Genomic DNA, 24783 nt, shown 5'->3' with positions numbered 1-24783 from the left:
TGGGACTTTCAAATAAACTCTATTGTCAGAAACCGCGAAAATACCGCAGGCTTTTAAAAATGACTTATGATTCAAATTCCATAGCCCATGAGCCTTTACGGAATATAGGCTCGTAGCTGCCATCCTGAGTCTCTCCATCAATATCCATCTCTGCTGAGCCCATCATGAAATCTTCATGAACAAGGCTGTCATTAACTCCATGCTTGTCCATTTCATCCTTGGACATAGATGGACCTTTTTCAATATTGGTCGGATAAGCCTTTCCTAAAGCAAGATGGCAGGACGCATTTTCGTCATACAACGTATTGTAGAAAATATGACCGGACTGGGAAATCGGCGATTCATTAGGAACGAGGGCCACTTCGCCTAGTCGCTGTGAACCATCGTCTGACTCCAGCAAGTGCTTAAGCGTTTCCTGTCCAGCTTCAGCTTTGTAATCAACGACCTTCCCATCCTTAAATGTCAGTGTGAAGTTTTCAATTAAGTTCCCGCCATAGCTGAGCGGTTTCGTGCTACTGACTCTACCTTGAACACCATACTTGTGCGGCATCGTAAACACTTCTTCAGTCGGCATGTTCGGATTAAACTCAATCCCTTTTTCAGAAGTAGCCGAGCCACCATGCCAAATGTGATTCTCAGGTAATTCAATACTTAAATCAGTACCTGTCGCTTTATAATGAAGCTTTTTATATTGCTTTTTATTCAAATACTCTCTCGCCTGACGCAGGCTTTCATTATGTTTCTCCCATGCCTTGATTGGGTCTTCCTGATCAATTCGAGTAATCTTAAAAATCTGCTCCCATAACTTGCTTTGAGCCGCTTCTGTGTTCAAATCCGGGAAAACCTTCTCAGCCCAGGCAGCTTGAGGGTAGGCAATGATCGACCATGTCGTTTTATCGTTCATGATGTAATCACGGTATTCTGATAAAGCCTCAGCACTCGCTTTATTTGCCTTCGCAATCCGTTCAGAGTCAATCCCCTTTAGAAGGTCAGGGTTGGGACCATATACTGTTAATAAGGAATAGCCATCCTTCACCATTTCCTCTAATCCTTCTGCCTTCCATTTCGGAAAGGTCTCCAATACTTTCTTTGGAGCATTTTTCATTTTCATATAACTCAGTATTTCATCGTTCCATTCAACGTGAACGTTCTTAGCGCCTTTCCCGTAAGCTTTAGCTGAAATAATTCTGACAAGATCAGCGGCTTCAATTGGAGCATTAATAATCAGCCCCTGGCCGTTCTGCAAGTTAACGCCTTTCTTTAACGCTAGCTCAGCATACTTTTCTAACTGTTTTTTATGTGTAGTCAATTGAATACCTCCAACTATGAAATAATCTACTAGTTATTATTTCATATTTTTCGAATAAATCCCACTAAATTAGATAGGGTACTATCGAGTTGCCCTAAAGTTAGAATTTTCGCCTTATCATCCAGTACTTCTCGCGTCTTCCTGATTGGGATTCTGCCCGAATGGTCTATGTTTCTGTCCGAACCCTTTGTGATTCTACCCAAAATCAGAAGGATCCTACCTTACTTCTTTGTTATTCTTTCCAAATTCTTAAACATTTCGACGAAACTCTTGATTATTCTTCCCTAATTAAAAAACCGCTATATGAATGGCCAGAAAAAAATCGTCAGGAAGCTATTTCCTGACGATGGTCGTATTTTTATGCTTCAAAGAGACGATTGAGGTTGGCCATTTCTATAGCGCCCGCTGCCGCCTCCCAGCCTTTGTTTCCAGCTTTTGTACCTGCTCGCTCAATGGCTTGCTCAATCGTATCCGTTGTGATAACACCAAATATTACCGGCACACCACTTTGCACACTTGCTTGTGAAACACCCTTGGCTGCCTCTCCACATACGTAATCGAAATGTGGGGTAGAGCCACGAATGACGGCACCTAGTGTGATGACAGCATCATATTTCCCAGAGTTAGCCATTTTACCTGCCACTAAAGGAATCTCAAAGGCTCCAGGGACCCATGCTGCTTCTACATCGTCAAGGTTTACGCCGTGTCGCTTTAGACCATCAAGTGCGCCGTCATACAATCTTCCTGTAATGAAGTCATTAAACCTTCCTACTACAATTCCAATCTTTAATCCGCTTCCTACTAAATTTCCTTCTAATGTTTTAATCATCAAACCACTCCTCTTTGTCTTTCATTAGTTACTACTACTTATTCTGAACACTTGTGTATAAGCACGATCGCTATTCGCAGCCACATTCGAATATCTCGGCTATTTTTCGATTTTCGCGGCGATTATAAAAAAACGCGGCTAAACTAGACTTTCTTAACTGTTTAAATATCGAGTCTGACCGAGGCTGTCCAGCTCCCAAGCCCGGCCCCTAATAAGAGCATAAGTCATTCCCTCTGTGTGAGGCAAGACCACCTCACTCCATCGCTTTTCTTATGCCTACGGGCTAAGCGGGCTTTTTCACTTTTCTTTTAATAATGAAATAGGTGGCCCATTTTGGATTGTTTTGTTTTTAGGTAGCCCTCATTTTCTCTTCTTGATTCCGTTTGGATCGGAACACGTTCGATGACTTCTAAGCCGTAGCCGCCAAGGCCGGAGATCTTTTTCGGATTATTTGTTAACAACTTAAGTTGAGAAATGCCAAGCTCTCGTAAAATTTGTGCGCCTACGCCGTAATCGCGGAGATCTGGCCCAAACCCGAGCTTCTCATTGGCTTCAACGGTATCAAGGCCTTCCTCCTGCAGTTTGTAAGCATATAGTTTATTTAATAGCCCGATTCCTCTGCCTTCTTGACGCATATAAAGTAGAACGCCACTGCCGTTTTCTGAAATTTGCCGTAGGGCATTATGGAGCTGTGGTCCACAGTCACATCGATAGGATCCAAACACATCACCTGTTAAACACTCAGAGTGCACCCGAACGAGTGTAGCCTCTTCTGGATCAATGTCTCCTTTTATTAAAGCGATATGGTCTTTATGATCGATGTCATTCGTGTAGGCAACAGCTCGAAAATCGCCGTACTCTGTGGGGAGCTGAACCTCTACTTCACGTTTAACATGGTCTTCCACTCGGTAACGATATTGAATTAAATCTGCAATCGTAATCATCGGAATATTAAATTCATCTGCCATTTTGCGAAGATCAGGCACTCTTGCCATCGTCCCATCTTCTTTAATGATTTCACAAATCACTCCAGCTGGCCTTGAGCCAGAAAGTACCGCTAAGTCAACAGCTGCTTCTGTATGACCTGCCCGACGAAGCACTCCGCCTTCTTTCGCAACCAATGGAAAAATATGGCCCGGTTTTTGGAAATCATCCGCTCCGGTCAACGGGTTAAGCATTTCCCGGATCGTCAAAGCACGCTCATCTGCGGAAATGCCTGTCGTCGTATCCTTATGATCAATACTTACTGTAAATGCCGTCTTGTTAGGGTCTGTGCTAGTGTCCACCATCGGATTCAATTCCAGCTGATCCGCTAATTTCTCAGTAACTGGTGTGCAAACAAGCCCTTTGCCATGGGTAATCATAAAGTTAACCATCTCAGGTGTTGCATGTTCGGCAAGACCAACCAGATCCCCTTCATTCTCCCGGTTCTCATCATCACAGACGATGACCATTTTACCCTGTTTTAATTCTGTAATTGCCTGTTCTATTGAATCAAACATCGTCCCACCCTCTTCCTTATGCAAATCCATTTTCACTTAGAAAATCCTTCGTAAGCCTTGATTGACTGCTTTCTTGATCTTTCCCTAAAAAGTGCGCGACATATTTTCCAATCATATCGCATTCGATATTCACTACATCACCTGCTTCTTTATTGCCAAGTACAGTATGTTCCATCGTGTGCGGAATAAGTGAAATTGTTACCCGGTCTTCATCCACCCCAAATACGGTTAAACTCGTTCCATCGACGGTAATCGACCCTTTATATACAAAATAATGAATAAGTTCTTTTGGCAATTCGATCTCATAGTAAACCGCATTGGATTCCCGCCGTTTAGCGATAATCTCACCAGTTCCGTCGATGTGTCCTGATACTAAATGACCACCAAAGCGTCCGCCTGCCGCCATAGCACGCTCAAGGTTCACTGGACTGCCTTCCTTCAGCTCATGCAGGTTCGTTGCACGAAATGTTTCAGGCATAATATCAAATTCCACACTTTGATCACTATAACTTGTAACAGTAAGACAAACGCCATTAATCGAAATACTGTCACCCAACTGCATATCGGACAAAATTTCCTGCGCTCCGATACTTAACTCAAGCGCTTCCGTTTTGCTCTTAATACTTTTAATCGTGCCCATTTCTTCTACGATTCCCGTGAACATCTTCACTCCTCCTTTTTAACCGAAACGATCTTAATATCCTCGCCAAGCTGCTCTGTGGAAAGAAACTGAAAGGCGTCTACCTCTCTTAAACTGCTTATTCCTTTCCCGGCTACAGGTGTGAGCGCTTGTTTGCCGCCAATCAATTTCGGCGCGATGTAAGTGATCGTTTCGTTCACTTTACCTGCTCGAACAAAAGCATCTGCAATCGTTCCTCCGCCTTCAATCAGCAATGAAGTCAGTTTTCGTTCACCTAGGAAATTTAGAACAGCTTCCACTTCTACTCTTTCACTTTCCAATCGAATGATTTCCACATGCGGAATACGTAAAAAGGCTTCGATTTCTTCATCCTGAACGCCATTCCCTGTAAAAATCCATGTCGGGGCTTCATCGTTTTGAATTAATTGAGAAGAAGTCGGGATTCGCAGCTCGGTATCTAGCACAATTCGGATTGGGTTCCTGCCTTCCCCTTCTATACGAGTCGTTAGTTTAGGATTATCCACAAGAACTGTATTAATGCCGACTAATATAGCAGCGGAACAGTGTCTATAAGCATGGCCATCCAACCTTGCCGCCTCACCAGTAATCCACTGACTTTCACCAGTTGAAGTAGCAATTTTACCATCCAAGCTCATTGCTGATTTCAACCTTACATAGGGCTGCTTTGTTTTTATAAAATGGAAAAAGGCACGGTTCATTTGATCGGCTTCCCTTTTTAGAATGCCCGACTTCACCTCAACTCCCGCCTGTTCCATCATTTGAATGCCTCGACCGCTTACCTTAGGGTTTGGGTCATGAGAAGCAATAATGACACGTTTTATCCCCGCATCAATAATCGCTTGTGCACATGGAGGCGTTTGTCCGAAATGGCTGCAAGGCTCAAGCGTCACATATATTTCAGAATCCCGCGCTTTCTCTCCTGCCATCTTCAAAGCATGAACTTCAGCATGTGGTTCCCCAGCCTTTACGTGAACACCGACACCAACCACTTGATTATCTTTGACAACGACTGCAGCGACAGAAGGATTGGGGTTCGTTTGGCCTATTGTTTCCTTTGCCATTTGAATCGCCATCGCCATATACCTTTGATCACGTTCCAGATTCACCACCTCCAGTGTACTTGGCTTTATAATCCTATCTAAAAAAAATAGCCCTGAAGAAGATAGACTTCTTCAGGGCATGTTATCATTTGAAAAATAAGTACAGCGAATAGAAGGTACAAGAACAGAATCTCCGCACCTCAATTACGCTTTCGCTCCTTCTCCCATCCAGACTTTCACTGTCGGCTTTGGAATCTCACCAAATCAGGGGGAAGAATCGTTACACTTCTTCCCCGTCGCGGGCTTTGAACGATATGTCCATCACCGCCGGCCGGGATTTACACCCTGCCCCGAAGGATTAATGATTTAATTGTCATACAATTAATATAAACAAATCCTGATAAATTCGCAACTAATTAGCATTATCTGATTTAGCTTTTAAGGTAATGAAAAGAGCACTCTACTTCGCAATTAAAATAACCAGCGATACATGCCTCCATGTTTGTCAGTGATGTTTCGATGCTTACTCCCGCAGGATAAATTGACAATAATTTTCATTGATAATAAAATATGTACATATACTGATATACACATATTACTTAGGATTATATTCATACAAATTGGATAGGAAGGGAAGGATTTACGTGAAAGAAATCAACCATGAAGAACAATTAGGCAACGAGGAACAACAAGGATTAAGTGAAGAAACTTTATTTGTAGTATCTCAAACTTTCAAAGCACTAGGTGACCCCACAAGAATCCGAGTTCTATATCTACTTTTTGATCGAGAATATTCAGTAAATGAAATTGCTGAAGGCTTAAACCTTAGACAGTCAACTGTTTCCCATCAATTACGTTTTTTGAAAAACTTACGACTTGTAAAATATCGAAGAGAAGGCACCACGTTATTTTATTCCCATGATGACGTCCACGTTATGGGTGTGCTCAAACAAACAATTGAACATGCGTGCCATAACTGAAATTTTCAACTAAGCATAGAATGAAAAATTTTATTAAAGATAAAGGTAACATTATTCACTTTAAGTTAATATATGTTCATATGTTGATGTATTTATATAAAGATTTATTGGAGGGATTCTAATGGGACATGGGCATGGGCATGGACACGATCATACTCACGGAGCAAATAAGAAGGCCTTACTGATCAGCTTTATTATTACAACAACCTATATGGTGATTGAAGCTGTTGGGGGCTTCTTAACGAACAGTCTTGCTTTATTATCCGATGCTGGTCACATGTTTAGTGATTCCGTCTCACTGGGGGTTGGGGTACTAGCTTTTGTAATGGGTGAAAAAGTAGCGAATTACAGTAAGACATACGGATATAAACGTTTTGAAATCCTTGCTGCCCTATTTAATGGGGTTACTCTTGTATTAATCGCCTTGTATATCTTTTATGAGGCCTATCAACGTTTCACCAGCCCTCCAGAGGTTGCATCTATGGGGATGCTAACTATTGCTATTATTGGTTTGGCTGTAAATATTTCAGTGGCTTGGATACTGATGCGCCAGGGGGATACAAAAGAAAATTTGAATTTACGTAGTGCATTTCTCCATGTTTTAGGTGACTTATTAGGTTCTGTTGGCGCAATTATTGCTGCACTACTCATCATGTTTTTTGAATGGGGGTGGGCAGATCCTCTTGCAAGTGTCATTGTGGCCATTCTCGTTTTAATTAGTGGTTGGCGTGTAGCGCAAGATGCTGTCCATGTTTTAATGGAAGGAACACCCAAAAACGTCAATATTAAAGACATTACCAATACAATCGAAGCTATTCCTGGTATTTTAGGTATTCACGATTTACACGTTTGGAGTATTACAAGTGGACAAAATGCGCTTTCCTGTCATGCTGTTGTCACGGAGAATTTAACGATCCAAGAGTGTCAGGAACTATTAAGGAATGTTGAAGATCAACTACAGAATAAAGATATCGGGCATGTGACGGTTCAAATGGAAACACGAGAACACCTTCATGATGATTCACTTTTATGTAAAGGTGAAGATCACTCTCACCAACATGATCACTAAATCATATGCTCTTTTTACCTCCTAGACTTAGCGTTTGGGATTGTTCCTTTCCTCAAATTAAATGGTAAAAGAAATAGGAAGGTCTGCACCTTCCTATTTCTGCTTTAATAACCTCATGCTATTGAGTATCACTAACAGGGCAGCCCCAGTATCACTTAACACGGCCATCCATAAAGTTAAAATTCCCGGAAAAATTAAAAACAACGCAGCCAATTTTGTAAGCAAGGAGAACCAAACATTTTGTTTGATGATGGTTAATGCCCTTCTACTCAAACGAATCGTATGAGGAAGCTTTTCTAAATTGTCCGCCATTAAAACAATGTCTGCTGTTTCCATGGCGGTATCCGTTCCTGCGCCGCCCATCGCAATCCCAAGATCAGCTGTGGCAAGGGCAGGAGCATCATTAATGCCGTCTCCGACCATGGCAACACTTTTTCCTTCCTTCCGCAGTTTCTTCACAGCTGTCACCTTATCCTCGGGTAACAGTTCAGCAAAATAGCGATCCACCCCGGTTTGGGCAGCAATTTTCTTAGCTGTTCCCTCATTATCACCTGTCAGCATCACCATTTCTCCCATCCCAGCTTGCTTGAGATTCTGAATGGATTGAACGGTAATGTCTCGTATCGTATCCGCCACAGCAATGACACCTAGAACTTCTGAACGAGTCCCTACCACTACGAGTGTATGGCCGTCCTGCTGTAGAGTCTGAATGCGATCCTCTAGATCCGTAAGAGGAACATTCATTTCATCGTATAATTTAGGATTACCCGCGAAGTATTCCACTCCATTAATCGTTGCCTGTGCGCCTTTGCCGGTAATGGCTTTGAAGGAGTCTCCGTTTTTTGCATCAATGTCCTGTTCAGTTGCGTAGGTTGTAATCGCTTGCGCAATGGGATGGGTAGAGTGTTCTTCGATCGTTCGTGTAATGCTGATCAATTCCTCTTCATTTCCATGGATAGATAACACTTCAGAAACGTTTGGTTTCCCCTCAGTTAATGTTCCTGTCTTATCAAAAGCTATCGCCTTAATAGCCCCTGCCTTCTCTAGAAATGTCCCACCCTTAATTAAAACGCCATTTTTGGCCGCATTTCCAATAGCGGAGACAATGGCTACAGGCGTGGAAATCACTAAAGCACATGGACAAGCAACTACCAATAAGGCAAGACCTTTATAAAGCCATTCTGACCATGTTCCAAACCCTAATAACGGGGGAATAACCATCACGAGGAGGGCAAGGCCGAAAACAATCGGTGTATAAACTCTTGCGAATCGATCGACAAACGCTTGCGTCGGAGCCTTTTTTTCTTGGGCTTCCTCAACAAGATGAATAATCTTGGCGATTGTTGTGTCTTCTACTAATTTTGTTACATTAACCTCTAAGGACCCGTTCTCATTGACTGTTCCAGCATAAACCGTGTCCCCTTGTTGCTTATCGATGGGCATCGATTCCCCGGTAATAGGGGCTTGATTGATGCTTGACGTTCCTGAAATAATCTCCCCATCAAGCGGGATCTTCTCTCCTGGCTTGATGACGATCCTATCATTGATGGAAACATCCTCCACAGGTTTACGGACCAACTTCTCTCCTATTTTGACAGTAGCTTCAGATGGGGTAAGATTGATTAAACTCCGGATGGATTCTCTCGTACGTTCAATCGATCTGTTTTGCAGTGTATTTCCTAATGCAAACAACCAAACTACCGTCGCTCCTTCAAACCATTCACCAATGAATGCTGCTCCAGTAGCTGCGGATGCCATTAACACGTTCATATCTAGTGATCCACTTTTAATCGCATAAAAGGCACTTCTAGCTGGCTTATATCCTCCGATGACAATTGCTGCAGCGTATAATACTGTGATTAATTCAGGAGTAATGTTGGTAAAAGAGCCAAAGAATCCGAGGGCTAAAAGGAGTCCGGAAATCATTGTTGTTGCATCCTTTTGTTTTGTCTCAGAAGGTCCCTCCTGTTGTTTTCTGCTAGATTCAAGAGAGGCCCCAAAACCAGCCCTTTCCACTTCTTTTATAATTTCCTGCTGATTGGTATTGTGGTCAATATGCATTTTCCCTGTAGAAAAGTTCACACTGACTTCCTTTACATTCGGGTTCCTTGTAAGATGCTTTTCAATCGTCATCGCACAGGACCCACAATCCATCCCCTCAATCTTATAGCTTTGCGTATTCTTTTTGGAGGGAATGGACTCAGCTTCAAATCCTAACTTACGGACGTGTTTAGGAATCTGGTCTGAAACCGAGGAATGATCAGCGCCAACAGCCATTTTGCCAGTACCGTAGTTGACTTGAACCGTATTGATCCCTTTTGTTTTGGTGAGACTTTTTTCGATGGTTGTGGCACAAGAAGGACAATCCATCCCTTTTATCTGATACTCGAACGTTTCAAGCGACGTCGTACCTTGATCATCAATCTCTTTGTTCCCCTTACAATCATTGTCCCCACAGCAGGCAGAAGTTTGGGCTGCCATCTGAGAATTCTGATCGCTTATATTTCCACATGGTTCATCTTCAAAACATGAAGTGTTTTCTTCTGAATTTGGAGCCGTTTGAGAAGCCTGCTTTGATGAACAATGATCCTCTTTACAACAGCTTTCCTGCATTTGTTTTTCTGTGTTGCTCATTCCGATCCCTCCGTCCTACCGTCACACTCGTTCAGTCTTATTTCCTTCTCTAGAGTGAACCATGGCAATAGAAACAAGTTGGTGTACATGTTCATCTGCTAGAGAATAGAACACCAGCTTTCCTTCTTTACGGTATTTCGCTAATCTCATATTTCGTAAGAGCCGCAAGTGGTGAGAAGCGGTAGCCGTAGTTGACCCAATAATATTAGCGACATCACATACACATAATTCCTCATCTAATGTTAGGGCATAGGCGATCTTTAACCGCGTAGCATCAGATAGAGCTTTAAAAATCAATTCTACCCCTTGAACCTTTTCGATTTGAGGTTGCAGTCGATCCACTTTTTGTTCATCGAAACAAAACGTATCGCATATATCCTTTGCATTTATCTTTAACGTTTCCTCTGCCATTTCATCACCTTCATTCTAATACTTGTTTGATTATTTAATCACAACATATGCTTCTCTCTGAATTTTGTCAACAAATAGACTTATTTCAGTCGCATAAAAGATAAATAAAAACACAGACAGTCAACAAAACATGACAGCCTGTGTCTCTCCATTACATACGATACGTAATGCTGAAAAGCAAAGTATTCTGGTTATGCACCTTTATAGAAAATTAATCCTCACAACTTCAACAAACTTTTTGTCACTAATAAGGTCTCCTTCATATTCATCATCTATCTTCACCTCTATTTAGGCAGTTTGTAGTTAACTCCATTTAGTTTTCTCTAAGGGCGCGTACTCGATCCTCATATCAGTTCAGGCTGTTAACATCAGAACGGGGAGATGGGTGGTCTTTTGAATAGCTTTACAAATCTCCGTATCTGTCAATACCGGGCAGCATGTTATCCACAACCAGCAAACGACAGGATCTTTTTTTATAAAAAACCTCTTTGTTTGTTAAGAAACAACATCATATCCTTGTTCTTCAATGGCCTCTTCCATTTCAGCATGACTTACATCGCCCTCATAGGAGACATCCACTTTACCTGTAGTAAGGTCAACATTTACATCCTTCACGCCGTTTACTTCCTGTAGTGCCCCTTTTACAGCTGCCTCACAATGACCGCAAGTCATTCCTTTTACTTGTAACGTTGTTTGCATTTCAACATCTTCCCTTCATAAAATTTTATATTTTAGCTCGCTTCAAACGGAGCGAATTACTAACTACACTAACCGAACTGAACGCCATCGCTGCACCCGCGACCCAAGGGGCCAACAACCCTATTGCAGCAATCGGAATTCCAGCTGTGTTGTAAGCTAGAGCCCAGAACAAGTTCTGGCGAATATTTTTCATTGTTTTTTTGCTGAGAATGATCGCCTTACTTAGATGTTCAAGGTCACCGCCGATTAACGTAATATCTGCCGTTTCAATAGCCACATCGGTACCCGTTCCGATTGCGACACCGATATCGGCCGTTGCTAATGCAGGAGCGTCATTAATTCCATCGCCGACCATGGCCACTCTTTGCCCTTGCTGCTGCAGTTCTTTGACCTTTTCGGCTTTTTCTTCGGGGAGCACTTCAGCAAATACCCCGTCAATGCCCACCTGTTCGGCAATGGCCTGGGCCGTTCGCTCATTATCCCCGGTAATCATATAAACCTCGATTCCAAGCGACCTCAGATCTTGAATCGCCTCTTTCGAAGTTTCCTTGACCGTATCGGCAACGGCAACATACCCTTTTATAGTTCCGTCAGTGGCAATAAACATAGCGGTTTTACCCTGTTTCTCAAGCTGGGACAATTCTCTTTCGTGCTCCTCAAAGCTTATATTTTCACGCTTCATCAGTTTTCTAGTACCAACGAAAATCTGTCTTCCCTCTATTTGAGCTTTGATCCCGTGTCCAGGTACAGCTTCAAAGTGATCCGCTTCTTTTATTTCTACATCGTTTTCTTCACCATAGGCAACAATTGCTTCTGCCAGCGGATGTTCGGATGCCTTTTCTGCAGTGACTAAATCAGCTAAAATCGCTTTTTCATCTTCCTCTAAAGCAACAAAATCTGTGACTTCAGGCTTCCCTTTCGTCACTGTACCCGTTTTATCTAACAGGACGGCATCTAATTGTTGTGTGCCTTCTAAATATTCCCCCCTTTAAAGAGGATTCCTTTCTCGGCACCTTTCCCTGTACCAACCATAATCGATGTCGGTGTGGCAAGGCCGAGTGCACAAGGACAGGCAATGACTAAGACAGCAATCGCTGCTTCAAGTGCAGCAGGTAACTCACCAGGGGCGGCAAATAAATACCATACCAGGAAAGTCACGACGGCAATCCCGACAACGATGGGAACAAAAATACCTGAGATCACGTCAGCTGTCCGTTGGATGGGCGCCTTAGAACCTTGCGCCTCTTCGACAATTTTTACAATCCCTGAAAGAGCCGTGTCTTTTCCAACTTTTTCAGTTTTCATTTGTAGTGTACCGTTTTTGTTAATTGTCGAACCAATCACAGCATCGCCTTCATACTTTTCAACCGGCAATGATTCACCGGTAATCATCGATTCATCAATCGATGATTGCCCCTCGTTACACTGCCATCAACTGGAATTTTCTCACCCGGTTTAACAAGTAACACATCACCAACCTGTACGTGCTCAACAGGAATCTTTTCCTCTTTACCATCACGCAGGACAGTGGCTTCTTTCGCTTGCAAACTAAGAAGTTTCGTTAGCGCCGCTGTCGTCCGTCCTCTGGCTAGGGCCTCAAATAATTTCCCTACCAAAATCAGTGTGATCAGTACTGCGCTTGTTTCAAAGTATAGCTCAGGCATAACGTCTGGATTTAGCTGCCACCGGATCGCTTCTACCACACTGTAAAAATAAGCCGCAGACGTTCCGAGGGCAACAAGTACATCCATGTTCGCACTTTTGTTACTCAATGCACGATAGGCTCCGAGGTAAAACGGTGCACCAATATAGAACTGAACCGGTGTGGCAAGGAGAAACTGAAACCAGGGATTCATTAGAAGTGCAGGGACCGGAATTCCAAGATCCCACGGCAGGTGTGCTACCATTGTGTACAGTAATGGCAATGAAAGGATCACCGAAATGACCAGTTGTCTTTTCTTTCTTTTGATTTCCTCTTCTTTGTGATCTTTTTGTTCTTCTCGATCCTTTTTAATAACCGCTTCATAACCGAGCTTCTTCACTTTTGCGATAATATCGTCAAGGGAAACGAAGCCTGGATCATATTCAACAACACCAGCTTCTGTGGCTAGATTCACACTGGCTGTTTCAATGCCCGACATTCTGCTTAAGCCTTTTTGAATACGAGTGGAACATGCTGCACACGTCATCCCATGGATATCGAGTTCAACTTTTTCCTTTTGAACACCATATCCAAGCTTTTCAATTTTTTCGATAAGGTCATTTGGTTGGACCTGATCTTCGTAATAACTAATTTTGGCGTTTTCCATGGCCAGATTGACACTGGCGTCAACGCCGTCCATTTTATTCAACACTTTTTCAATACGAGTGGCACAGGCAGAACACGTCATGCCCGTAATACCAACATTGACACTCTTTTGTTCACTCATCGATTCATGCCCCTTATTTGGAGAACTGCTGAACAACTTTCATTAATTCATCAATAGCTTCTTCGCCTTCCCCTTTTTTAATCGCGTCGGCAACACAATGATGCGTATGCCGCTCTAATAATGAATAACCTACCTTATTTATTGCTTTATTTATAGCTGAAATTTGAACAAGGATATCGACACAATAGCGGTCATTTTCAACCATCTTCTGAATCCCTCTAACCTGACCTTCAATTCGCTTCAATCGATTTAACACGGCTTGCTTCTCTGCATCTGTTCTAGGAGCTGCGGGTTGTTTCCCACTTTTTTCAGGCAAAATGTTGTCATCCATTCTTATTAATCCTCCTCTTTTTATAATATACCCTATACAGGTATTTTGAGTCAATAGACTTACAACCCATTACTTTACAGCATCACACGTTTACTTAAATACTGGTACTGGGTATATGTTAAGCAAATGCTATAACAGGAGGTAATCTAATGTTAACCCTTATTTCTTGGATAGCACTAGGAATAGGTTTTTTATGCTCTGCCATCATCATAGTCGATGTGTTAAGACACCCTCAGATGATGAAGATCATGAATTTTGTCTGGCCGATCAATGGCTGGTTCTTTGGACCGTTTGCTTTATGGACTTATTTTAAGTGGGGCCGGTTAAAGGCCAAAAATTCAGATACAGAAGACAACCGCGGAAGGCCAGCAAAGGTGTTTGTATCTACCAGTCACTGTTCATCTGGTTGTACATTAGGCGATGTGTTAGGCATTCCGATTGTCGCTTTAACAGCGATGACGATTGCGGGTTCCACACTACTTGCTCATTACATGGTGGAATTTATTTTAGCATACGTGTTTGGTATTATTTTTCAATTTTACGCCATTTATCCTATGAATAAGGATCAAGGTATCACAGGATCCATTAAAGCAGCAATTAAGGCAGATTCGTTGTCCTTGATTGCATTTGAAATAGGAATGTTCGGCTGGATGGCTATTGTACACTTTGTGTTATTTACCACTCCGCCAAGGCCAGCTGAACCAACGTATTGGTTTATGATGCAAATTGCTATGATTTTGGGTTTCCTTACCAGCTATCCTGCTAATTGGTTGTTAGTGAGAAGGGGGATTAAAGAGGAAATGTAGCTCAAGTTAATGTTTTAAATAATGTTGCTCTGGAAATAGTTGTAGCAAGACATACTTTAGGAGGATATTATATGAGTCATAAACAATATCAAAATGTAATTAAAGTGTTACACGAGTGTATGGAAGCCTGCAACCACTGCTTCACGTCTTGTCTGCAAGAAGACCATGTGAAAGATATGGCCGAATGCATACGGCTCGACCGTGAATGTGCAGATATTTGCGCCTCCTTCGAGCAAGCATTAACTCGTGATACACCTTTTGTAAGGGAATACGCTCAATTATGTGCTAAAGCCTGCCGCCAATGTGGTGATGAGTGTGCCAAACATAACCACGACCATTGTCAAAAGTGTGCAGAAGCATGTCGCAAATGTGCAGATGAGTGTGAAAAGCTAGTCTCATAATAACAATCGCACTGTCGAAAAGCCTGAAATAGGAGTAATTTCAAAGAACCACAAACCTTATCTGAAGGTTTGTGGTTCTTTATCTATTTATTAGATTTGCTTAGAATTATCATGACATCGTATATTTAGCCTTACATCCTAAACTTCAGTACACCTACTACAGGATTAATTATTCTTCTTAGCTGTTTCCTGCCCTTTAACTGTCAACAGTTTTCTCACTTCTTTACGTTTCTTTTTCTGTGTTAGGACATAAACGGTATCATAGGCTTGCATGATTGAGTCCCCGGTTGGTGTGATCACTTCATCTCCACGGGCAATCGTTACGATAATCGTTTCTTTTGGAAAATCAATATCGTTGAGTTCACGGCCAGTTATAGGTGAATCTTCACCAAGCGTTACTTCGATAATTTCTGTTTCTGTTTTCCCTAGGTTAATTAATTCAAGTTCACCAATCGAACGATTCTTCGGATCACCTGCTAATTTCAAACGTGAACCTACCCATGATAAGGTGCTGCCCTGGACTAATGCGGATATGATAACAACGAAGAATACAGCATTAAAGATGAGATCGCTGTTTTCCACATTGTCTATAAGGGGGTATGTGGCTAGCACGATCGGTACGGCACCTTTCAATCCTGCCCATGATATGAAGGTTTTCTCCTTAAGGTTATAGTTCATTCCGAGCGTACTGATAAATACTCCGATCGGTCTTGCGATGAACATCAATATGATGGATAAGAGAATCCCTTTCCATGCCACTCCTAACAGCTGACTTGGAAAAGACAAAAGACCAAGCATCATAAACATGAGGATTTGCATCATCCATCCGAATCCTTCATTAAAACGAAGAATTGCGAAGCGATACATTAAGTCGCTATTCCCTACAAAAACAGCCATAATATATACGGCTAATAGGCCACTCCCGCCAATAGTAGCAGTGAAGGCGTATGTAAAGATAGCAAACGATAAAGCAAGCACAGGGTAAAGTCCTGATGAATCCAAGTCAATTTTGTTAACAACAAAAACGGTCAACTTCCCTAGCAATAATCCAGCGATTAGCCCTAATCCCATTTCTACAAAAAAGCTTCCTATCGCTTCCCAAACAGACGTCTCAGGAATTTGGATTAGGTCAATGAAGATGATCGTTAAGAAAACGGCCATCGGATCGTTCGTCCCAGATTCTGCCTCCAAGGTCGATGTGATCTTCTTCTTTATGTTTTTATTACCTAAAACGGAGAATACAGCTGCTGCATCAGTTGAACCAACGATCGCACCTAGCAGCAACCCTTCAAGCCATGAAAGACCAAATATATAAACAGCCGCAGCCCCTGTAACAAATGAAGTTATCAGCACCCCTGCGGTCGCAAGTGAACTGGCTGCGCCTGCAATCGGCTTGATATCCTTCCACTTTGTTTGTGTACCACCATCAAAAAGGATGATAATCAAGGCAAAGATCCCGATCAATTGGGCAAGTTTTGCATTTTCAAAATAGATATAGTTATTTAAAAGCATTCCAGCCACCAAGAACAAGATTAGAGAGGGCATCCCTAAGCGTATGGAAAACTTTGTAGTCAATACGCCAGTTAATAGCATGATTGATAGTAATAATATAATTGATTCAACACTAAAGTCCATATAACCCACCTTTAAAATAACAGATCCCAGCTAAAAACTAGCTGTTTACTCGCCCTAAAACTATTTTCCTTTTCGGTCAAAACTACTAAGTTAAGATTAATATATTTTCTGATAATAATCCACTAATCAGACTTGTTGCAGCAGTGTTTTATAGAAGTATCTGCCTTAGAAAAATACAACATAAAGGGCAAGTTCTTATGGACATACGTAACTATCGTACGTCCATTGCACTTCTCTCTTGTTAAACCAATGCTTTTAAGTTAAAAAGCAATGATCAGATCAGAAGATTCCCCACTTCAAGAGCATACCCCAAGAGAAACCAGGGAAATAAGCAGCCCAATTCGTTCCTGTCAGTACACCTGACAAAAAGATAACACCGAAAAACAATGCTAAAACGAGGAGTAACATGAAATAATATTCAAGCATTTCCGCTTTATAAGATTTTAGTTTAGATGACATATACAACTCTCCTTTTAATCTTATGCACTTTAAACAAGCTTTCACTCAAAAAAATCTTGTCTAAGCCTATTTTTTCCCATAGAAAAAAAGCCTATAGGGATAGGGATTATGAGAAATTTGTATATGAGTGATCAGAGGTAGTTTGATTGGTATTTTATAACGTCAATAAACCCTGATGAATCGGATGAATAGAGCCTTTCGAAGCTAAATTCATAAGGGATAGACGTTTGTAGAGGAAGTGGTTTGACTACTGAGGCAGGAAGTGTAAATTCACCCTTCCAATTAGGAACGATCGTCGTTTGAGATACGGTGATTGCCTTAACTTCAGCATTCACGTATGCTTCCGTTACCATCGGCTCATCCAATGAATCTGTGGCATATTGCTCAAGCCTTTCGGTTGGATGAGTGTAAACCATGAAAAATAACGTTAACATCCCCATTAAAGATATCAAGCTTTTTTTCACGACGTTCCCTCCTTCCCTACGTAGTACTACCAAACCTTATTATATCAAGACATACTTCAAATCGAAAAGACTTATTCCCTGAGAGCACAGCTTTTTTCAATAGGATACTATTGTCAGATCCAAGAAAATCAGCTAAGATATGACCTAGTTCAGGAAAACGTTTGCACAAATATTGAACATTTTATTATATACGATCTTTTGGAAACGAATTGTTTCGTCGTGTCTCCGAGCATTACGGTAAAGAAACAAGTTTATTAAGGGAGGTTATAATTATGGAGAAGGTTTGGTGGAAAGAAGCAGTTGGGTATCAGGTTTACCCAAGAAGCTTCCAGGATTCAAACGGGGACGGTATTGGCGACTTACAAGGTATGATTGACCGTCTGGATTACATTAAGGATTTAGGAATCGATTTTATCTGGATCTGTCCCATGTACAAATCTCCTAAAGACGATAACGGCTACGATATATCTGATTATAAGGATATTTTAGAAGAATTCGGAACGATGGCTGATTTCGATCAGCTATTAAATGAGGTTCATAAACGTGGTATGAAGCTGATTATTGACCTTGTGCTTAACCATACAAGTGACGAGCATCCATGGTTTGTTGAATCACGTTCTTCGAAGGACAACCCGAAGCGCGATTGGTACATTTGGCGGGACGGTAAGGATGGCAGGGAGCCAAACAACTGGGAAAGTATCTTTGAAGGCTCCGCCTGGCAATACGATGAGAAGACTAACCAGTATTACCTGCATGTTTTCTCAACAAAACAACCTGATTTAAATTGGGAAAATCCTGAAGTTAGAGAAGAACTGTACAGTACTGTGAATTGGTGGCTCGATAAAGGAATAGACGGCTTCCGAATTGATGCCATCAGTCACATTAAGAAACAGGACGGTCTTCCTGATATGCCGAACCCTGATAACAAACACTACGTTTCTTCCTTTGATAAGCACATGAACCAGGATGGCATTCATACCTTTTTGCAAGAGTTTAAGGACCGCACCTATGGAAATTATGATGTCATGACCGTCGGGGAGGCTAATGGTGTAAGTGCAGACGAGGCACATTTATGGGTTGGAAAAGAAGGAAAGATGGATATGGTGTTCCAGTTTGAGCATCTCGACCTTTGGGATCAAGGTACTGAGCAGCAACTTGATGTCATCGGTGTTAAGGAAGCACTAAGCCATTGGCAGAAAGGGCTTGAAGACGATGGCTGGAATGCACTGTTTATTGAAAACCATGATAAAGCTCGTTCGGTATCGACGTGGGGAAATGATCATGAATTTTGGCGGGAAAGTGCAACAGCGATGGCAACGATGTACTTTCTCATGCAGGGGACACCTTTTATTTACCAAGGACAGGAAATAGGTATGACAAATGTGGCTTTTCCATCTCTTGAAGACTATGATGATGTCGCTGCTAAGAACTTTTATCAGAATAAAAAGGCAGACGGCTGGTCACATGAAGAAATTATGCCTATCTTATGGAAAACATCCCGTGACAACAGCCGAACACCTATGCAATGGACAGCAGAAGATCAGGCAGGCTTCACCACAGGGAAGCCATGGATGAAAATCAATCCTAATTATCCATCCATTAATGTTGCCCAGCAATTGCGAGATGAGCACTCCATCCTTTCACATTATAAACAACTGGTACGATTAAAAAAGCAACATGAATTGTTTACGTATGGCACCTATGAGTTGTTGCTTCCAGATGATCCACAAGTCTACGCCTATACACGCACATATGATGAGCAAACCGCATTAATTTTAGCGAATTTAACAGCAGCTGAAGCAAGCTTTGAAAGTGACTACACATTAACATTGGATGCACTGCGACTTACGAATCTACCTAATCCTTCTGACCACGAGACAAAACATGTAAAGCTGTCACCTTATGAAGCCCGCGTTTACTTGTTTTAGCCAAAATTAAACCACGTCTTTACGGACGTGGTTAGTTTTTTCCTTTCGTTCTCATCGAATAAAACAACATCAAACCAACACTTGTGAAAGCAGCAAACACAAACAAGACAAGAACAGGAACTCGACCTATATTGAACAAAAGCAAGATACCCGCCCCATAGACAACACCAACTAACCCAACCATTGGGAGTACTGGTCTTACTTTACCTTTAATCAGTAGATCAGCAATAGCACATCCAATCAAGGTAACAAAAAAGCCATATAGCCCCTGGTTGAGGAGAACTTCGCCCCAAATATCCTTACCAGTTTTCAAGAATGATGCCCCAATGATGATGATCAGATAATACAAATATGTAATAAGAAAACTTATGAAAAAGTTCATATCCGCATTCCTTCCTTTAACAAATAGCCCCTGCCCTATGACGACAGAGACCTTTCATGAAAATTATTCAATCGTAAGATCTGCTTCCATCTCAAGCTCAACGTTACCTTGAATGGCTTTTGATATCATACAGCTTTCCTCTGCTTTGTCGACTAGCTTTTGCAATCTAGTCAGTTCTTTCTGGCTTGCATCATTGGTCAGGACCACTCTTGGTCGATGAACAATCTTTTTATACGTAAAGATCCCATCTGTAACATCAACGATCCCTTCAGACTCCATGTCCATCTCCTTTAGCGGCAATTGAGCACGCTCAATCATTGCTGCCAAGCTGATGATATAACAGGTAGCTGCAGCCCCTAACAGCATCTCATCTGGATTTGTGCCAATATCCGGTCCATCCATTTCTTTAGGAATCGAGATCTTTGTTTTCAGTTTATCTGCTTCGATAGAGCCGACCTCGTTACGCCCACCCGGCCAGTTTGCTTTAAGATGAAAGTGATGAAACGCCATTGTATCTACTCCTTTTAAATCGAAAAAAATTATCTAGTCTACTCATTGTAAACGAGCAGGTATTTTCAAATGAAATCATTTGCTTACATAGAAAAAGGAATTCCCCCTTCCCATGGCGAAACAAGCCTTAAGATAGGAGATGATCATTTTTGATAGTACTGTCCAATGGCAACTTTGAACGTGCAAAAAATTGGATCCTTGAACATGGGCGTGACCTCGAAAAGGCCCGAGTTAAACATCTGATTGAAGACGGGCATCAACATGAAATCATAGCTGTACTGTCTGGATACCAAAACGAAGATGGTGGTTTTGGAAAAGGGCTGGAGGCTGATATTAGACTGCCGCATTCTTCCTCGATAGCTACAACCATTGCCTTGCAAGTTTTAGTGCAAATTGATAATGACCCACGGGCGAAGCAAATGATTGGAAAAGCGATTCGTTACCTTGAGAATCATTTCAATAGTGAACGGCAAGGCTGGTACGCTGTGCCGCCAGAGGTTAATGAATATCCGCACGCCTTCTGGTGGACGGTTCATGAGGATGGGATGTCCTGGATTGATCATCACTGGGGGAATCCTAGTGCAGAAATCATCGGCTATCTGCGTCGCTATCGCAGCGAAGTCACCCGCCTCGATGTCGATCAGTTAGTACAACAGTGTGTCGATTATTTCTTAAGTTTAACCACCTTTGAATCTGAACATGAAGTCTATTGTTATAAGCGTTTCTTTCAACTGCACCCTGATTTAGTGACGAACACAGCAGCGGAGCAGCTAGGAAAAGCGGTCCAATCCCTTGTTGTTATTGATGAGGAAAAGTGGAAAAATTACGTACCTTTTCCGTTAAAATTTATACTAGACCCGGAAAGCACTCAATTTGGAATTCCAAAAAAGAAGATTGATGATAACTTGGCTTTTTTCATTCAAGCTTTAGAGAATGACCCATTTATCGAACCTCCGTGGGAATGGAATGCATACTCAGAAAGCTGGGAAGAAGCCAAACAAGAATGGCGTGGCGTTCTCACTTATGAAGCACTCAAGTTGCTGTTAAACTACCAAAGAGTCGTGAGATAACTTGTATCTCACGACTTTTCCATTTGGACAAATTCATAAATGCTTCCGTTCGTTTGCTGCTGAAATGACTTAACGTAAACAAATCCTGCCCGCTTATACACTTTAATGGCTCTTTTGTTAAAAGATGCGACGGATAATGTGATCTTCGATGGCTCATAGTGTTCGTACACGAAATCAAGGCAACTCTCTAAGAATAGGCTTCCGCCTCCTTTTCCAGTTAGGTCAGGTTGCATACCAAGACCGATAGTGACGGTTTTCGGAGCAGCTGAATTAGCTGTGAGAAAGCCGATTAACTGTCCTTTCTGATAGACACTGTATGTATGTTCACTTCTCACGTCAGGGTTAATAAACTCCTCATAGTCTTCTTTATCGGCTTTCATATCGTAGAAGCTGTATTCCTTTGGGTAATGCCACCCGGCAATGATTTCAGCTTCAGCTTGGGTGATTGGACGAAATTCCACAGTAGTCAACTCCCTATCCCTATTCCCAGTCTTTTTTAAAACGCTGCATTTTCATCTGCAGTTGTTCAATCATGTCAAGGATCCGCTCAAAGTCTTCCTGATCGACTTGTTCTGGATCCATCACCTCAACGACTTGATTCAGCATTTGAATGCGCTTTTTCACGTAACGAAATTGCTCAGATGGTGTCTCTGCTGCCTTTCCCATTTGGTTATCCCCCTAAACTTTTGATAGTTAAAAGAGAGCCTTATATGATAAGGCTCTCCTCTCTCTTTCTTATTGATCAGATTGCCCTTGTTTTTCCGGTTCCCCTTTTTTACCTGATAAGAACCAACCTGCGGCTGCGATTAGTACTAATACGGAGTAAAAGAACAACTTCCAGGCAGTTGAGTGTGCAAAGCCATCACTTAGCAAGGCAATATCAGGGTGGGCAAGTGTTGCGACTGCCAGTTTCACCCCTACCCAGCCAACAATGAGAAAGGCTGCAACTTCAAGACCTGGCCGTGAGTGAAGAATTTCCACAAAAATATTGGCCGCAAAACGCATAATAATAATCCCGATCATACCACCCGTCAAGATGACAGCAAACTGTCCGCCGTCTAAACTTCCTACCGGCGGCAATGGTGTTTCAGGCAGGGCTACAGCTAACGCAACGGCTGCCAGAATGGAATCGACCGCAAATGCCAAATCGGCAAGCTCTACTTTTAGCACCGTCATCCAAAAGCCACTTCCTTGGCCTTCTGTATCCACCTCAGCATCATCAGGATCTGATGCAGCCTCTGCGTCTCCTCTAGATTTCCACCTGTCATACAAGTTTTTACCAGAGATGAACAGTAAGTAAGCCGCACCCAGAGCTTGTACCTGCCATACATCGACGAGGAAAGAAATGACAAATAATGAACCAAACCGCAGGATAAATGCACCTAACAGTCCATAAAACAGGGCCTTCTTTCGTTTATCTGGTGGTAAATGTCTTACCATTATGGCGAGTACTAGTGCGTTATCAGCAGCGAGAATACCTTCTAAACCGATGAGCACAAGTAATACCCAGCCATATTCAATCAATAATTGAGCATCCATGTTTGTTACTCTCCTTTTTCAATAAAAAATGATCCCACCATTTTAGGTAAGGACCATAAAAAAACAGACCTTTACCCTGGTGGGTAAAGGTCTCGCTAACAACGCCCGTTGCCAATAAAGCCGGGGGTGATCCCGTAATGACGACTTTATTGTCCAGCTACTCCCCTTTAGGAAATGCTAATTCTTATTTCATCATAGCATGGTTCCGGCATTTGTCAACAGATATATGTCCCTGTCCGGTTAACTAGTATTATTATGGTAGTTGATGTACAAACTATACGGATTTTTTACGATCCTCCGTAAAAAGTCTACAAATTTCTACGATAACCTGTGTAGACTTCACCATGTTATCTAGGGAGACGTATTCATATTTACCGTGGAAGTTCTCCCCTCCCGTAAAAAGGTTTGGTGTGGGCAAACCCATATATGAAAGCTGTGATCCATCCGTGCCCCCTCTAATCGGCCGCACAATCGGATCGATAGACAGGTTGGTCATCGCTTGATAAGCAACATCAACAATTTCCTTCGCCGGTTCAATTTTGTCTTTCATATTATAATATTGATCATTCACATTTATGCTAACACGATCCTCGCCGTATTTCTCCTTTAATTGTGAGGCAATAGAAAGCAGGTTGTCTTTTCGTTCCGCAAATGCCGCTTTGTCAAAATCTCTAATCAAATAGTACAACTGGGCTGCTTCCACATCGCCTTGGAAAGAAACAAGGTGATAAAAACCATCATATTCAGAAGTAAATTCTGGTGCTTCCTGCTTTGGCAGTTGTTCAATAAACTCCACGGCAAGCTTTGAAGCATTGACCATCTTACCTTTAGCTGTTCCAGGGTGAACACTATTGCCGTTGAAGTTTATTTTTACATCAGCCGCATTAAAGCTTTCATATTGGAGCTCACCAAGCGGTCCGCCATCTACAGTATAAGCAAAATCAGCACCAAATTGCTCGACGTCAAACTTATGCGGTCCTCTCCCGATCTCCTCATCTGGAGTAAAAGCGACACGTACCTTCCCGTGTTTAATGTCGGGATGATCAATCAAATAGTGCATAGCTGTCATAATTTCCGTGACACCCGCTTTATTATCAGCCCCAAGTAATGTCGTGCCATCCGTCGTCACAAGGGTATGGCCTTTATATGTAAGTAATTCCTCAAAATCACTCGGGGAAAGAACTACCTCCTCATTCAAATGAATATCACCGCCATCATAATTTTCAATAACTTGAGGGCGAACATTTTTTCCTGTGAAATCCCTTGCTGTATCTACATGTGCTAAAAATCCGATTACAGGAAGAGCTTTCTCTGTATTGGCGGGAAGCGTAGCCATGACGTACCCATTTCCATCCATTGTTACCTCTTCCATCCCGATTTCTTTTAACTCCTCAACCAGTTGTTTGGCAAGTGTAAGCTGTCCTTCCGTCGATGGACAGGTCTCGTTTGATTCATCCGACTGTGTGTCGACCTTGACATAACTTGTAAACCGCCTTAATAATTCATCTTTCATGCTCATTCTCCTCTGCAAGTATCTTTATTATCCTAACCATATGCTTTTTGAAAAATGTTTTCAATGAAAGAGCAATAGTGATAACCTTATATCATATTATTTTTGTAGACTGTATTTTCCTCCAATAGCAGGAATTTCACTTTATAAGGCGAATATCTTAAAGATACTGAAAATAAATACAT

24 protein-coding genes, 1 pseudogene and 1 riboswitch are annotated in these 24783 nt (G+C 42.0%); of the genes and pseudogenes, 6 read left to right on the top strand and 19 right to left on the bottom strand.

What is annotated here, in order from left to right:
• Positions 1–64: 64 nt before the first annotated feature.
• From MUO15_RS16380 to ribD, 5 genes are all read right to left on the bottom strand, one after another.
• On the bottom strand, positions 65–1309 hold the full coding sequence (locus MUO15_RS16380; protein ID WP_245030883.1) for an aminopeptidase: 1245 nt from the start codon (positions 1307–1309) through the stop codon (positions 65–67).
• Between the two features lie 358 nt (positions 1310–1667).
• Positions 1668–2138: a 6,7-dimethyl-8-ribityllumazine synthase gene (gene ribH / locus MUO15_RS16375; RefSeq protein WP_245030880.1), complete on the bottom strand. Its 471-nt coding sequence runs from the start codon at positions 2136–2138 to the stop codon at positions 1668–1670.
• Positions 2139–2446: 308 nt separating this feature from the next.
• Positions 2447–3640, bottom strand: a complete 1194-nt coding sequence (locus MUO15_RS16370) for a bifunctional 3,4-dihydroxy-2-butanone-4-phosphate synthase/GTP cyclohydrolase II (protein WP_245030873.1) — start codon at positions 3638–3640, stop codon at positions 2447–2449.
• A gap of 16 nt (positions 3641–3656) precedes the next feature.
• Complete coding sequence (gene ribE / locus MUO15_RS16365) at positions 3657–4304, bottom strand: riboflavin synthase (RefSeq protein WP_245030871.1); 648 nt, start codon at positions 4302–4304, stop codon at positions 3657–3659.
• A gap of 2 nt (positions 4305–4306) precedes the next feature.
• Positions 4307–5380, bottom strand: coding sequence for a bifunctional diaminohydroxyphosphoribosylaminopyrimidine deaminase/5-amino-6-(5-phosphoribosylamino)uracil reductase RibD (gene ribD, locus MUO15_RS16360; protein ID WP_245036059.1), 1074 nt, complete (start codon positions 5378–5380; stop codon positions 4307–4309).
• A 173-nt stretch (positions 5381–5553) separates the two neighbouring features.
• Positions 5554–5703, bottom strand: a riboswitch (FMN riboswitch).
• Positions 5704–5994: 291 nt separating this feature from the next.
• Between ribD and MUO15_RS16355 the strand changes: the two genes are divergently transcribed.
• On the top strand, positions 5995–6321 hold the full coding sequence (locus MUO15_RS16355; RefSeq protein WP_245036058.1) for an ArsR/SmtB family transcription factor: 327 nt from the start codon (positions 5995–5997) through the stop codon (positions 6319–6321).
• A 121-nt stretch (positions 6322–6442) separates the two neighbouring features.
• Positions 6443–7390 carry a cation diffusion facilitator family transporter gene (locus MUO15_RS16350; RefSeq protein WP_245030869.1) on the top strand — a complete coding sequence of 316 codons (948 nt, stop codon included), beginning with the start codon at positions 6443–6445 and terminating at the stop codon, positions 7388–7390.
• 93 nt (positions 7391–7483) lie between these two features.
• Here the strand turns inward: MUO15_RS16350 and MUO15_RS16345 are convergent, their stop codons facing one another.
• The 5 genes and pseudogenes from MUO15_RS16345 to MUO15_RS16325 all read right to left on the bottom strand — a co-directional run bounded on the left by MUO15_RS16345 (position 7484) and on the right by MUO15_RS16325 (position 13894).
• Positions 7484–10024 (bottom strand): heavy metal translocating P-type ATPase, encoded by a 2541-nt coding sequence (locus MUO15_RS16345; protein WP_245030867.1) that lies wholly within the window; start codon positions 10022–10024, stop codon positions 7484–7486.
• A 21-nt stretch (positions 10025–10045) separates the two neighbouring features.
• Entirely contained in the window at positions 10046–10435 is a 390-nt protein-coding gene (locus tag MUO15_RS16340; RefSeq protein ID WP_245030865.1) for an ArsR/SmtB family transcription factor, read from the bottom strand.
• A 495-nt stretch (positions 10436–10930) separates the two neighbouring features.
• Positions 10931–11134, bottom strand: a complete 204-nt coding sequence (copZ, locus tag MUO15_RS16335) for a copper chaperone CopZ (RefSeq protein WP_245030863.1) — start codon at positions 11132–11134, stop codon at positions 10931–10933.
• A gap of 25 nt (positions 11135–11159) precedes the next feature.
• Positions 11160–13563: pseudogene (locus tag MUO15_RS16330) on the bottom strand (heavy metal translocating P-type ATPase).
• Between the two features lie 13 nt (positions 13564–13576).
• Complete coding sequence (locus MUO15_RS16325) at positions 13577–13894, bottom strand: metal-sensing transcriptional repressor (RefSeq protein WP_245030861.1); 318 nt, start codon at positions 13892–13894, stop codon at positions 13577–13579.
• A 149-nt stretch (positions 13895–14043) separates the two neighbouring features.
• On the opposite strand from MUO15_RS16325, the gene MUO15_RS16320 reads away from it, so the two are divergent.
• Complete coding sequence (locus tag MUO15_RS16320) at positions 14044–14700, top strand: DUF4396 domain-containing protein (RefSeq protein WP_245030852.1); 657 nt, start codon at positions 14044–14046, stop codon at positions 14698–14700.
• A 71-nt stretch (positions 14701–14771) separates the two neighbouring features.
• On the top strand, positions 14772–15101 hold the full coding sequence (locus MUO15_RS16315) for a four-helix bundle copper-binding protein (protein WP_245030845.1): 330 nt from the start codon (positions 14772–14774) through the stop codon (positions 15099–15101).
• A 165-nt stretch (positions 15102–15266) separates the two neighbouring features.
• On the opposite strand, the gene MUO15_RS16310 is transcribed toward MUO15_RS16315, so the two are convergent.
• From MUO15_RS16310 to MUO15_RS16300, 3 genes are all read right to left on the bottom strand, one after another.
• Positions 15267–16736 carry a potassium/proton antiporter gene (locus MUO15_RS16310; RefSeq protein WP_245030843.1) on the bottom strand — a complete coding sequence of 490 codons (1470 nt, stop codon included), beginning with the start codon at positions 16734–16736 and terminating at the stop codon, positions 15267–15269.
• 279 nt (positions 16737–17015) lie between these two features.
• Positions 17016–17195 (bottom strand): hypothetical protein, encoded by a 180-nt coding sequence (locus MUO15_RS16305; RefSeq protein ID WP_245030841.1) that lies wholly within the window; start codon positions 17193–17195, stop codon positions 17016–17018.
• A gap of 131 nt (positions 17196–17326) precedes the next feature.
• Positions 17327–17659 carry a hypothetical protein gene (locus MUO15_RS16300; protein WP_245030839.1) on the bottom strand — a complete coding sequence of 111 codons (333 nt, stop codon included), beginning with the start codon at positions 17657–17659 and terminating at the stop codon, positions 17327–17329.
• Between the two features lie 272 nt (positions 17660–17931).
• Between MUO15_RS16300 and MUO15_RS16295 the strand changes: the two genes are divergently transcribed.
• Positions 17932–19587 carry a glycoside hydrolase family 13 protein gene (locus MUO15_RS16295; RefSeq protein ID WP_245030837.1) on the top strand — a complete coding sequence of 552 codons (1656 nt, stop codon included), beginning with the start codon at positions 17932–17934 and terminating at the stop codon, positions 19585–19587.
• A 31-nt stretch (positions 19588–19618) separates the two neighbouring features.
• Here MUO15_RS16295 and MUO15_RS16290 read toward each other — a convergent pair whose 3' ends face one another.
• Positions 19619–19969, bottom strand: coding sequence for a hypothetical protein (locus tag MUO15_RS16290; protein ID WP_245030835.1), 351 nt, complete (start codon positions 19967–19969; stop codon positions 19619–19621).
• A gap of 63 nt (positions 19970–20032) precedes the next feature.
• Positions 20033–20479, bottom strand: coding sequence for an OsmC family protein (locus tag MUO15_RS16285; RefSeq protein ID WP_245030834.1), 447 nt, complete (start codon positions 20477–20479; stop codon positions 20033–20035).
• Between the two features lie 149 nt (positions 20480–20628).
• Between MUO15_RS16285 and MUO15_RS16280 the strand changes: the two genes are divergently transcribed.
• Positions 20629–21549, top strand: coding sequence for a prenyltransferase/squalene oxidase repeat-containing protein (locus tag MUO15_RS16280; protein ID WP_245030832.1), 921 nt, complete (start codon positions 20629–20631; stop codon positions 21547–21549).
• An 8-nt stretch (positions 21550–21557) separates the two neighbouring features.
• On the opposite strand, the gene MUO15_RS16275 is transcribed toward MUO15_RS16280, so the two are convergent.
• From MUO15_RS16275 to pepT, 4 genes are all read right to left on the bottom strand, one after another.
• Complete coding sequence (locus tag MUO15_RS16275; RefSeq protein ID WP_245030831.1) at positions 21558–22010, bottom strand: GNAT family N-acetyltransferase; 453 nt, start codon at positions 22008–22010, stop codon at positions 21558–21560.
• 19 nt (positions 22011–22029) lie between these two features.
• On the bottom strand, positions 22030–22215 hold the full coding sequence (locus tag MUO15_RS16270) for an SE1561 family protein (RefSeq protein ID WP_245030829.1): 186 nt from the start codon (positions 22213–22215) through the stop codon (positions 22030–22032).
• A gap of 69 nt (positions 22216–22284) precedes the next feature.
• A complete protein-coding gene (locus MUO15_RS16265) occupies positions 22285–23088 on the bottom strand; it encodes a TerC family protein (protein WP_245030828.1) in 804 nt (267 codons plus the stop codon).
• 274 nt (positions 23089–23362) lie between these two features.
• Positions 23363–24601 (bottom strand): peptidase T, encoded by a 1239-nt coding sequence (gene pepT / locus MUO15_RS16260; RefSeq protein WP_245030826.1) that lies wholly within the window; start codon positions 24599–24601, stop codon positions 23363–23365.
• Positions 24602–24783: the final 182 nt, after the last annotated feature.

It is taken from the genome of Halobacillus amylolyticus, from assembly GCF_022921115.1.
Classification (GTDB): Bacteria; Bacillota; Bacilli; order Bacillales; family Halobacillaceae; genus Halobacillus_A; species Halobacillus_A amylolyticus.
The sequence above is the reverse complement of the archived record's forward strand: the minus strand, read 5'-3'. Positions and strand labels throughout refer to the sequence as shown.